The sequence below is a fragment of the Amycolatopsis vastitatis genome, from assembly GCF_002234595.1.
In the GTDB taxonomy this organism is placed as follows: Bacteria; Actinomycetota; Actinomycetes; order Mycobacteriales; family Pseudonocardiaceae; genus Amycolatopsis; species Amycolatopsis vastitatis.
Window position 1 is genome coordinate 1 of record NZ_NMUL01000086.1, and the last position, 10,573, is coordinate 10,573.

Sequence of the window (10,573 nt, forward strand, 5' to 3'; positions counted from 1 at the left end):
TTTTGGCCGGCTCGGCACGTCAAAGGCCTGACCTGACCGGTATCGGCGACCGGCCACCAACTGGTCGCCGATACCGGCTGTCGCACCTCGTCTCCCGCCGGAGCCGATATGTACGCTCATCGGCATGTGCGAGTGTCGCGGCTGCGCGGTCAGTGGCATGGCCGGACCACCTTTGCCACGATGCACCGCGGCATGCGACTGGAAGCATGAGGTGACGATGCCTCGTCGTCCACCGCGTCCGCCGGCGGCGTCAGGCGTCCAGGGCCTTCAGTAAGTCCCGTAACGCTTCCTGCTGGTCAGTCCGCAGTGAGCCCAGGGGTGAATGGTCCCCCAGCAGCTCCAACGCCCGTTCCCGGCGTTGGAGCCCTTCGGCGGTGAGGACGATCTCCTTGGCCCGGCGGTCCGTCGGGTGCGGATGGCGGTTGAGCAGGCCGCGCTCCTCAAGGCGGTCCAGCACGAACGTCGCGTTCGACGCTTCGCACGCCATCCGCGCGGCCAGCTCGCGCGCGGTGATCGGCTCCGACAACTCGCGCAGCGCCACCACCTGGCTCGGGGTGAGGCCCAATTCGTCCGCCACCCGGCGGACATGGCCGTCGAGCGTGCGCGCGAGCCCGTGGACCAGCTTGCACACGTCCCGATCGATGTCCTCGCTCGCCATGTCCCGACTCTAGCGCGCACGGTTCGAGCTGTGATAGTTCTAGTTAGAATAATGCTAACTCGAACTATCTGGGGGTTCGCGTGCTCATTTTTTCCCTGCTGCTCGTTGTGTTCAGCCTCACGACCGGCGAGTTCGTAGTGTCGGGGATCCTTCCCGATGTCGCCACCGGGCTGTCGGTGCCGCTCTCGGCCGCCGGGCTGCTCACGACCGCTTACGCCGTCGGCATGATGGTCGGCGGTCCGGTGGTCACGCTGCTGACCGCGCGGCATCCTCGCAAGCCGCTGATCACAGGGCTGGTGGGGCCGGTTGTTGATCGTGCGGGCGACGGCTTCGAGGTCCTCGGCCGACCATCGGGACAGATCGGTGCCCTTCGGAAAGTACTGGCGCAGCAAGCCATTCGTGTTCTCGTTGGTCGGTCGCTGCCATGGCGAGTGCGGGTCGGCGAAGAAACCCTCGTCCCCGTCTCGAGGGTCAGCTGCGCGTGCCCGGACAGTTCCTTCCCGCGGTCCCAGGTGAGGGTCTGCCGTAATTGCTGGGGTAGTTGTGTGATCGAGGCAGCTAACGCGGCGTTCATCGCGACGGCGCCGTAGCCGCCGAGCGATCGACCGTTCTTCACCGGTGGGTTCTCTCCCCAGCCCTGCAGCCTGGGCAGGTGCACCAGGAGCGTGGATCGGCTGCTGCGCTCGACGAGCGTGCCGATCGCGGACCGGCCCGTCTCGATGATCAGATCCCCTTCCCAATGTCCTGGAACGGCGCGATCTGCGGCTTCGGCGGGGCGTTCGCTGAGGACGACATCCGCGCTGACATGCCCCTGTGGCTTGTTGCGTGATCGGGCTCGCGGTTCCCGCAGGGCCCGGCCGGTGCGCAGACACGCGACCAGCTCTCGCTTGAGCGCACCGCGCCCCTGGATGAACAGCGACTGGTAGATCGCCTCGTGGCTGATGCGCATGGACTCATCATCGGGGAAATCAACCGGGAGCCGATGAGAAATCTGCTCCGGACTCCACGCCGTCGCCCACCGTCTGTCCTGCCGATGCGGCTTGTTCAGCCCCTTCCACGCGGTCTCAGGCCCGGCGACGACTGTGCCATCGTGTCGGCAGACGGCACCGGCCAGCCGCTCCTGCACGTACTCACGCAGCCTGTCGTCGCCAGCAAGCTTCGCGGTCTTCGGGCGTTTCGCTGCCTGCTGCGCTTTCCACTGTGCGACCAGGGCACGGTAGACCTGTGGCGGCATCACATCTCTCACCTTTGGCCGACGACTTCTTCATCGCGGCTCAGGCGGCGGCCGAGATCACGGCGGAATGCCGCAACTACGAAATGTGCAGCTCGGCGGCGGTGCCATCTCAAAGCATCGCTGAGCAGTCGTGATGGGCTCCTCGTCCAGCGTGACCAAGTTCGTGACCACGGTGATGGGCGTCGTCATCGGGCCGGCCTTCCTCTTTGGCTTCCGGGAGAGTCCAGGCTTCAGCCTTCCGGATAGAGCCGAGTCGCGGTGCCTTGAGCCGAGCGCCTGCGACCATCCCGGGGTCCAGTCCCCACGCCGTGGGTCTATAGGGTCCGTGCGGGTGCAGGGTGGCGATCGAGACTCCGTTCACGATGGATGGTCGCTGCGCGCAGCCGCTGGCGGTCGGCGCCACGGGTGTCGAGCGCACGGGCGCCGTCCCCTGAGAATGGGTGCTTGTCCTACTGCCCTGTGACCGATCGATAGATTCGCGATCATGACGGACACGTTCCGGACGCGACGCGTGGTCTTCGTCGAACACCCCGCGTTACCCGCTGTTGTGGAGTTCGGCGACCGGCGTGGGTGGCGGATCGTGGCGGAGACGCCCGGCCGGTGTATCGAGAACGCGCCGAGGGAGATCGTGTTCAGCACAGGGCAGACGTCCTCGGCAGTCCGCCTCTGCGAAGACGACATCACGCAGAACAGCTACGCCTTCGCCGTCGGCGCCACGAAGGGCGAGGCCGAAGCGTTGATCGGCGTACTCGAACGGGCTCTGCCCTCGTGGCCGCTCGCCCGGCTGCTCATGGAGGTCGACCGGGGTTCGGGTTCGACGAGAAAGGACGCGCGCTCATCCGGCTCGCTATCGCGGCTCCGGAGGAGTTCGACCCAGCCGTTTTCGAACGCGTTCGCGACTGCCTACACCATCCCGAGGAACGGTTGCGTGCCCTCGCCGTCTGGGCGACTTCGTACACGCCGTGGCAGGAGTACCGGCGGCGGCTGGCGAACGTGGCGGCCGAGGATCCCCGCAAGCAGATCCGCGTCCGCGCCGTTCGCATGTTTGCCTCGTTCGACGCGGCATGCATCTGAGGGCGCTCCCTACCGCGTCCTGTTCGAGTTCGACGAGCTATTCGATGCGGCGCCGGAGCTGCGCGCGGACACGCATTGATCGTGGCTCACGTCGGTCCACAATGGACCAGGATCACGGCCAGTGCGTCTACGATGGGGCTCCGTTGCTGGAGTAGTGCCCGACACTATGCGACACTTGACGACACTGAAAGGCGGTGAAAAGGTCGGCCTACCTGCGTTTATCGGCATTGGATGACACATAGCGACACTCGCCGACATTGATTTCCCGCTTTTAATCCGTAGGTTCTGGGTTCGAGCCCAGGCGGCCCACCCGATCGACATCCCTGCTGACCAGCGGGGATGTTCGTGTCTGTGGACCTTGCGAGCTTCGACGTGATCTTGGGTGGGCTCGTGGTGGGCTCTTGTAGTGCTCTGACCAGCGAATATGTCATTTCATGCCGAAGTGGACCGGTTGAGGGCGTCTTTCACGAACGGCCGAACGGCCGAGAGCAGCAGGTATGAGGTCCGCAGTCCGGGAAGGTGGGAGGCGCGTCACCGAAGCCGTTGCGCTCGCAGGACGGTGTCGTGGGTGTGGTGTGTGCCTGCGGGGGTAGGGGCAGTTCGTGGGCGGGTTTCGTTGACGTGGATGGTCCAGTTGTCGTCGAGGAGCCTGGCGATGTCGTTCGGCTGGTAGTAGTCGCTCGGGTCGAATCCGGGGCGGGGGGACAGGCCGGCGAGATCGTGAGTGGCGAAGAGCAGGGTGCCGCCGGGCGCGACAGCGGCCAGCAGGCCGCGCAGCGCGGCCTGGTCCGGCTGACGTGGGAGGGGGAAGTAGTGGATGGAGACCAGGTCGAACACGCCGGCAGGGGGTGGCGTGGTAATCAGATCAGCCCGTGTCCACCTCACGCGGCCGGCGAGGTCCGCGCCGGTGGTGGCGGCGCGGGTCAGTGCGGTGGGTGAGATGTCCACTGCGGTGACCTGCCAGCCGCGCCCGGCCAGCCAGAGCGCGTCGGCTCCTTCACCGCATCCGACGTCGAGCGCGCGTCCTGGCTGCAGGCCGGCCACTTCGGTGACGAGCACTGGGTTGGGGTTACCGCTGAAAACCTGGTCGCGGCTGCGGTACATCTCGTCCCAGGATGGTGCGTCCATATCATTCTCTCCTTGGCTGGTAGCGCGTGTCGACGCAGGCCGTGGCGCCCGATCGTCCATGACCTCTGGGCAGCTGCGTGTTGCGGTCATGGAGGTGAACGGCTCGGCGGTGGGGTTCAGGCGGCCGGGGCCGGGGTGTTGTCATTAGTCGTTGTTCCCAGATCGCGGCCCGGTCGGATGATCAGGCCGCACAGGATGGCGCCGGCGGTGAAGACGCCCGCGGTGACCCAGAAGGCGACGCGGTTGCCGTGGATGGTCGCCTGCGTGGCCAGGTCCGGGGTTCGGGGTTGGCCGGCGAGGTAGCCTGCCGCGCCGCTGACGGCGATGGTGTTGAGCAGGGCGGTGCCGACGGCCGCGCCGAGTTGCTGACCGGCGTTGACCATGGCCGAGGCTGCTCCGGATTGGGCTGGGGCCACGCCGTGGGTTGCCAGGTTCATCGCCGGACCGAACACCAGACCGAAGCCGGCGCCGGTGATGATCAGTCCCGGAAGGATGCCGCCGGCGTACCCACTGTCGCTGGTCAGGCCGGTGAACAGGGCTGTGCCCGACGCTGCGAGGAGGAGTCCGGTGATGACGATGACGCGAGGTCCCATGCGGGGCAGCAGGACACCGCCGGCCACGATCGATCCGATGACCAGAAGGCCGATCATGGGCACGAACGCCACTCCGGTCGCCAGCGGGGTGAAGCCGAGGACCTGCTGAAGGTGGTAGGTCAGGAAGAGAAAGACACCGAACATGCCGATACCGGCGATGGCGACCATCAGGTACGCCCCGCCCCGGTTCCGGTCCAGCACCACCCCCATGGGCAGCACCGGATGGGCAACTCGGGTCTCGACGAACACGAACAGTGCCAGTAGGACGACACCAAGGGCGATCGAGCCCACGGTCACCGTACTGGTCCACGAACTGTGCTCAGCCGCGGAAAACCCATACACCACGGCGAAAACACCGAACACGGAGGCGAACACACCAAGCGGGTCGGAGTGCGTACGGGCCTGACCGCGCTCGTCCGCGGGCAACAGCACCGCGGCAGCGGCCACAATGATGACGCCGAGCGCGACGTTCACCAGCAGGCACCAGCGCCAGTCCAGATATTCGGTCAGCGCACCGCCGACCAACAGGCCGAGGACGCTACCGCTGCTGGACACCGCACCGAAGACACCGAAGGCCTTCCCCCGGGCCGATGACTCGGTGAAAGTCGTGGCCAGCAGCGACAACGTGGCCGGAGCCAGCAGAGCTCCGAACACCCCCTGCAGGGCGCGCGCGACGACAAGCATGACGAACCCGCTCGCCAAGCCGCCGAGCAACGAGGCTCCGACGAAACCGCCCATCGCGACCAGCAGCATGCGCTTGCGCCCGAGGGTGTCGCTCAGCCGGCCTCCCACCAAGAGCAGACCGCCGAAGGCCAGCGCGTAGGCCGTGATCACCCACTGCCGGTCGGCGTCGGTGAAGCCCAGGTTGGCCTGTGTGGAGGGCAGGGCGACGTTCATCACGGTGGAATCGAGCACCAGTATCAGCTGCACGAGCGAGAGGGCAGCAAGAATCCACCAGCGCCCCGCGCCGGGCGTACCGGCTGTACCTCCGCGTGCGGAGGACGCCGCGACTGTTTCGGACATGAATACCTTCCTTGAACGAAGCCTTCGGTAATGAGGACGGGATTCCGCACGCGGCCAGCTGGTGTTGGCGCGCGTGCGCAGCGAGACCGGGGCTGACCGGCGGGTCGTGGGAACGGCAGCCTTGTGACGCCCTGCCGCGGCGGCGAATCTGTCGGCCCGGTTAGAGGCCGTGGCGACGGTCGCCCATCACCTGTTCGCACAGGCGGGCTTCGGACTCAGGGGAGAACGGGGTGCCGTCTGGCCTGGACCGCGGTGTTGGTCTCCTCGGTGATCAGGTCCGCGTTGATCGCGCCGGCGGCGATCGCGCCGGCGTTCGCCGCGCCCATCACGTTGGCCGCGGGGTTGGCGAGATTGCCCGCCACCCACACACCCGGCACCTGGGTCAGGCCGGTGTCGTCCGCAGCGATGTACTCACCCATTCCCGACGGGTGCGGGGTCGGTGCTAGCCCCAACCCGGACACGATCGAGGACCGAGGCACCGAGCGGGGTGCCACCGCGAGCGCATCCAGAGGGATGAGTTCGCCCCTCGACAGGCGGACCCCGCTGAGGCGATCGTCGGCCACCTCCACACCCTCGACCTCGCCATGAACGACGGTGATGTCCCGCGCTGCCAACCGCTCGGCGTCCTGTTCATCCAGCGGCGGGGCGGTGTGCAGCAGGAGCGTCAGCCGGTCAGTCCACTGACGGAACAACAAGGCCTGGTGCACGCTCATCGGGCTGGTGGCCAGCACACCGATCCGCTGATCGCGGACCTCCCAGCCGTGGCAGTACGGGCAGTGCAGCACATCACCCCCCCACCGCGCCGCCAGGCCGAGAACCTCGGGCAGCTCGTCGACAATCCCCGATGCGACCAGCAGCCGCCGCGCCCGCACGGTGCGACCGGTGTCGAACCCGACCGCGAAGTCGGCGCCGTCCCATGTCGCCGACTCCGCCCGGCCGGGGGAGGGGGCGATCTCGCCGCCGTAGCCGACCACCTCGCCGCGTCCGGCCGCGAGCAACTCTCCCGGCGGCGCTCCGTCGCGGGAGAGGTACCCGTGCATGTGCGACGCAGGCGCGTTGCGCGGCTCGCCGTCGTCGATCACCAGTACCGACCGTCGAGCACGCCCGAGCATCAGTGCCGCGCTCAACCCCGCAGGCCCGCCACCGACGATCACCACGTCATACCGGCCATCGGCGCCGGGGCCACCTTTATGACTCATCGTGACCACCTCCACGACCAACCTGCCCCGACTACCACACGATGACAAAGTTCTTTGCGAAAACTGCAAAGTCGGGGTCACAATGGGGTGCATGAGCGATGAGTTCGACGCCGCGCTGGCCGCGGTCGGGCCACGACTGCGCGCGTTGCGCCGCCGTAGCGGAGCCACCCTCACCGCCCTATCGGAGACCACCGGTATCCCGATCAGCACCCTGTCCCGGCTGGAGTCCGGGCACCGCAAACCGGGCCTGGAACTGCTGTTGCCCCTGGCCAAGGCCTACCAGGTGCCGCTCGACGAGCTCGTCGGCGCCCCCGCCAGCGGCGACCCCCGCGTGTATCCGCGCCCATTCAGCCACAACGGCATGACCGTCATCCCGCTGACCCGCAACCCCGGCGGGCTGCAGGTGCGCAAGCAGACCCTGCCAGCCGGCCTGACCGACCATCTCGAACCGGATCCACGCTCACACGAGGGCTACCACTGGCTCTACGTCCTCAACGGACGGCTGCGAGTGATACTCGGTGACCAGGACTTCGTCCTCACCGCCGGCGAGGTCGCCGAATTCGACACCCACCTCCCGCACTGGTTCGGCAACGCCGACGCACACTCCGTGGAATTCCTGAGCATCCTCGGCCCCCAGGGCGAACGCTTCCACATCAAAGCCCGCTACCGACCCGACTGACCTCCGCCCCACTCGAACAAACGCTCAGGGGAAGCTCAATGCCAGCTGTGGAGGTCGGCGGCGCGGGAACCATCGCACAGTCGCTCGCGGCGGTCGCCTACCGCGGCTCATCTCACTGGTCGGCAACGTCTCGCCGGCCACAACGGGCTTGGACATCGTGGACCTCCTCTACGCCCAGGTAACGCTGCGCGTGATCGGTGGTGGCAGCAGGAGCGACCTGGAGGACATGAACAGGGTGATCGCCGCGCACAAGCTGCGGCCAGTGATCGACCGCGTCTTTCCCTTCGAGGAGGCGCTCGCCGCAGCAGACCATCTGAAGAGCGGCGCTCACTTCGGCAAGGTCGTCATCAGCCACTGACACCCGACTGCGTCTACGGCCCACGACCTGCCGATCACCCGCATGATCGGCAGGTCGTCGGCCAGACGAACGGTGCTCAAGACCGGATGGAACGAGGCTCCCGTCGACTGCCGTGGATCCGCCTACGGGTGCGCGATGTCAATGAGCACGCGGCCGTGGACGCTGGCGTCGAGGGTTTCGTGGAGCCAGGCACGTGCGGTGCGGCTGAGAGCGCGGGCAGTCAGCAGCATGCCACGCCGGTACGGGTCGGTGACCTGGTCCGCGCAGCGGCGTGTCGCCGTCATAGAAGAAGCTGGCGGGGCCTCGAGGAAGGCAAGACGGCGGCGCAGGACCCGGTGCTGTTCGGCGACATCCGGCAGCAGGGAAAGAAATGAGAGGATCGTGAACCAGCGCGAGAAGTCGGAGATCCCCTGCTCGGCAGGGGTACGCAGCGCCGCCACGGCCACCCGAGGCGGCGGACGACCTCGCGCTAACGGACCGAGCGCACCAGTTGATCCGCCGGCGACGCGCTCCGGCCAGTAAGGAGGAAGTCACACAAAGGGCGCCTAACTCGGCCGTCACACGCCGGACGAGGGAGGAACCCGCCGATGACGGCGCCGAACCGGGCCGGACAGGCCACGGAACAACCCGACGGTCGCCGCACCCGAGGCGTGCGCCCGGTATGGCTCGGCCGGGCAGCGTTCGCCGTCGTCTTCGTGGCCGTGTGGAGCAGCGGCTTCCTCGTCGGCAGCATCGGTACCCGCACCGTCGCGCCCGGGACGCTGGGATTCTGGCGGTTTCTCACCGCCTCGGCCGTACTGGGAGTCATCGCGGTGGCCGAGCGCGGCCGGTGGCCCCGACGCCCGGCCACCTGGATTCACCTGATCGTCACCGGCGTTCTGCTGCAAACGTGCCAGTTCGTCGGGGTCTTCGTCGCCCTGATCTGGGGGTGTCCGCGGGAATCACCTCGCTGATCACCGATGCCACACCGCTGGTGGTCGCTGCCGCAGCCGTCTCCCTGTTCGGTGAACGACTACGGCCCTGCAGGTCGTCGGTCTGGTGTTGGGGTTTCGGGCGTCACCGCGGCGGTCAGCTCGGACCTGGCCGGCTTCGGTACCGCCGCCGGCATCCTCGCGGCAGTGGCCGGTCTCGCCGGCTCGGCCGGCGGCACTCTCTAGCAGAAACGCTTCGGTGACGACATGGACCTGCGGACCGGGATGTTCATCCAGATGCTCGCCGCGACCGTGAGCATCATTCCCTTCACCGCGGTCTCCGGCGGTTTCGCGCTGCCGCTCACCGTCGCGGCGATCGATCTGTCGCCTGGCTCGCCCTCGTCGGATCCATCGCCGCGTTCGTCCTGCTCTTCTACATCCTCAAACGACAACCCGGCGCCAGCGCGACCAGCTATCTGTTCCTCGTGCCCCCAGCGACCGCCCTGGCCGGAGTTCCCATCCTCGGCCAGCACCTCACCCCGGCCGCGATCGTGGGCTTCGCCCTCGCCGCGATCGGCGTCGCCCTGGTCACCCGAGGTCCCCGCGAATCGGTGCGGGAGCACCTCGACTCGTCGGCGTCCGGTTGACCTCACCGACGCAGCGTGCCGCGTGTTCACGGACGTGGTCGACGATGCCCGCCGGCCCCTTCGCATGTCCAGCGGCGGGGCTGGTTCCGTCAGCGAGGTGCGGTCGTGGGCCGCGTACGGGTATGGGCGGAGATCGCGGTAGCGATGTCGGCCAGCGGGAGGACGGCGTGGACCAGGCCGGTGCTGATGGCCGCGTCGGGCATGGCGAACTGGGTGCTGCTGGGCTGGTCTTGGGCGAACACGGTGCCGCCGCAGCGGGCGATGGCGCGGGTTCCGGCTTGTCCGTCGGTGCCGTGGCCGGTGAGGACGACCGCCAAGGCTCGTGGCCCGCAGGTTGCGGCCATGGTGGCCAGGAGCAGGTCGGCCGAGGGACGTGCCGGTGGCAGGGCGCCGGACTCGATCAGGCCGACGGCGTGCGGCGAAACCATTATCAGGTGCCGACCGGGTGGCGTGGTCAGGACGGTCCCCGGCGTCAGTCGTTGACCGTCGACGGCCTGACGGACGGGCAAGGAGGTGTGGCGATCGAGAATCTCGGCGAGTTGGCTTGGGGTCTGCGGGGCTTGGTGCAGCACGATGAGGACCGCAGCGGGAAGGTCTGAAGGGAGGTTCCGCAGCACCGAGGACAAGGCCTGCAGCCCGCCTGCGGAGGCCACCAAAGCGACGACCGGCAGATCGTGGTGTGGTGCAGGCTTGACCCGGCCGGGGTTCATGACAGGCCGTGTTGTGCTGTCACGGTCGCCTCCTGGCACTAGAAGAACCACCGTGACATCCGGGGACCTGATGCCGCAATACCGCGATGGGTCGAAAGCCGCTCCGCCGAATCGCGGTGCGCCGACTGGCCTGGCTCGCGGCCCGCGCGGCAGCCGAGTGTCCGTGATGGGCGAGTTGCGTCCGGTGCACCATTGTCGTCCCACGGTTGGCCAGGATCAGCCTGGAGGGAATGGATCATGCTGATCGAGCATCGGGGGCGGTGGCCGGTGGTGCCGGATTCGGCGTACGTCGCCCCGTCCGCGGTGCTCTGCGGCGCGGTCGTCCCGGGTGAACGCGGTGAGTTCAGATTTTCTGTTCC

Annotated in this window: 10 protein-coding genes and 2 pseudogenes; 5 read left to right on the plus strand and 7 right to left on the minus strand. The window is 67.8% G+C overall.

Going from position 1 to position 10,573, the window contains the following annotated elements; translation table 11 throughout:
* Positions 1–250: 250 nt before the first annotated feature.
* Complete coding sequence (locus CF165_RS48200; RefSeq protein WP_093954319.1) at positions 251–658, minus strand: MarR family winged helix-turn-helix transcriptional regulator; 408 nt, start codon at positions 656–658, stop codon at positions 251–253.
* Positions 659–951: 293 nt separating this feature from the next.
* A pseudogene (locus CF165_RS48205) lies at positions 952–1,877 on the minus strand (IS30 family transposase); the annotation flags it as partial.
* A 499-nt stretch (positions 1,878–2,376) separates the two neighbouring features.
* Between CF165_RS48205 and CF165_RS50900 the strand changes: the two are divergent.
* Positions 2,377–3,045, plus strand: coding sequence for a hypothetical protein (locus tag CF165_RS50900; RefSeq protein WP_143268898.1), 669 nt, complete (start codon positions 2,377–2,379; stop codon positions 3,043–3,045).
* 452 nt (positions 3,046–3,497) lie between these two features.
* Here the strand turns inward: CF165_RS50900 and CF165_RS48210 are convergent, their stop codons facing one another.
* The 3 genes from CF165_RS48210 to CF165_RS48220 all read right to left on the minus strand — a co-directional run bounded on the left by CF165_RS48210 (position 3,498) and on the right by CF165_RS48220 (position 6,924).
* The gene (locus CF165_RS48210; RefSeq protein WP_093954320.1) at positions 3,498–4,094 is read right to left on the minus strand and encodes a class I SAM-dependent methyltransferase; all 597 of its coding nucleotides are present in this window, start codon (positions 4,092–4,094) and stop codon (positions 3,498–3,500) included.
* A gap of 116 nt (positions 4,095–4,210) precedes the next feature.
* A complete protein-coding gene (locus tag CF165_RS48215; RefSeq protein ID WP_093954321.1) occupies positions 4,211–5,710 on the minus strand; it encodes an MFS transporter in 1,500 nt (499 codons plus the stop codon).
* Between the two features lie 215 nt (positions 5,711–5,925).
* Positions 5,926–6,924 (minus strand): NAD(P)/FAD-dependent oxidoreductase, encoded by a 999-nt coding sequence (locus CF165_RS48220; RefSeq protein ID WP_439098561.1) that lies wholly within the window; start codon positions 6,922–6,924, stop codon positions 5,926–5,928.
* 76 nt (positions 6,925–7,000) lie between these two features.
* Between CF165_RS48220 and CF165_RS48225 the strand changes: the two genes are divergently transcribed.
* Both CF165_RS48225 and CF165_RS52340 read left to right on the plus strand, forming a co-directional pair.
* Positions 7,001–7,588, plus strand: coding sequence for a helix-turn-helix domain-containing protein (locus CF165_RS48225; RefSeq protein ID WP_093954322.1), 588 nt, complete (start codon positions 7,001–7,003; stop codon positions 7,586–7,588).
* A gap of 157 nt (positions 7,589–7,745) precedes the next feature.
* Positions 7,746–7,946: a zinc-binding dehydrogenase gene (locus CF165_RS52340; protein WP_205661228.1), complete on the plus strand. Its 201-nt coding sequence runs from the start codon at positions 7,746–7,748 to the stop codon at positions 7,944–7,946.
* 122 nt (positions 7,947–8,068) lie between these two features.
* On the opposite strand, the gene CF165_RS48235 is transcribed toward CF165_RS52340, so the two are convergent.
* On the minus strand, positions 8,069–8,386 hold the full coding sequence (locus CF165_RS48235) for a hypothetical protein (protein ID WP_205661229.1): 318 nt from the start codon (positions 8,384–8,386) through the stop codon (positions 8,069–8,071).
* A gap of 147 nt (positions 8,387–8,533) precedes the next feature.
* Between CF165_RS48235 and CF165_RS48240 the strand changes: the two genes are divergently transcribed.
* Complete coding sequence (locus CF165_RS48240; protein ID WP_093954323.1) at positions 8,534–8,899, plus strand: EamA family transporter; 366 nt, start codon at positions 8,534–8,536, stop codon at positions 8,897–8,899.
* A gap of 347 nt (positions 8,900–9,246) precedes the next feature.
* Positions 9,247–9,504: pseudogene (locus CF165_RS51585) on the plus strand (EamA family transporter); the annotation flags it as partial.
* A gap of 89 nt (positions 9,505–9,593) precedes the next feature.
* Here CF165_RS51585 and CF165_RS48255 read toward each other — a convergent pair.
* The gene (locus CF165_RS48255) at positions 9,594–10,214 is read right to left on the minus strand and encodes a chemotaxis protein CheB (RefSeq protein WP_093954326.1); all 621 of its coding nucleotides are present in this window, start codon (positions 10,212–10,214) and stop codon (positions 9,594–9,596) included.
* Positions 10,215–10,573: the final 359 nt, after the last annotated feature.

Bases quoted from the DNA above. Each gene is read 5' to 3' on its own strand.
- CF165_RS48210 (WP_093954320.1), bottom strand. From the start codon at position 4,094: ATGGACGCACCATCCTGGGACGAGATGTACCGCAGCCGCGACCAGGTT.
- CF165_RS48225 (WP_093954322.1), top strand. From the start codon at position 7,001: ATGAGCGATGAGTTCGACGCCGCGCTGGCCGCGGTCGGGCCACGACTG.
- CF165_RS48215 (WP_093954321.1), bottom strand. From the start codon at position 5,710: ATGTCCGAAACAGTCGCGGCGTCCTCCGCACGCGGAGGTACAGCCGGT.
- CF165_RS48255 (WP_093954326.1), bottom strand. From the start codon at position 10,214: ATGAACCCCGGCCGGGTCAAGCCTGCACCACACCACGATCTGCCGGTC.
- CF165_RS48200 (WP_093954319.1), bottom strand. From the start codon at position 658: ATGGCGAGCGAGGACATCGATCGGGACGTGTGCAAGCTGGTCCACGGG.
- CF165_RS48240 (WP_093954323.1), top strand. From the start codon at position 8,534: ATGACGGCGCCGAACCGGGCCGGACAGGCCACGGAACAACCCGACGGT.
- CF165_RS50900 (WP_143268898.1), top strand. From the start codon at position 2,377: ATGACGGACACGTTCCGGACGCGACGCGTGGTCTTCGTCGAACACCCC.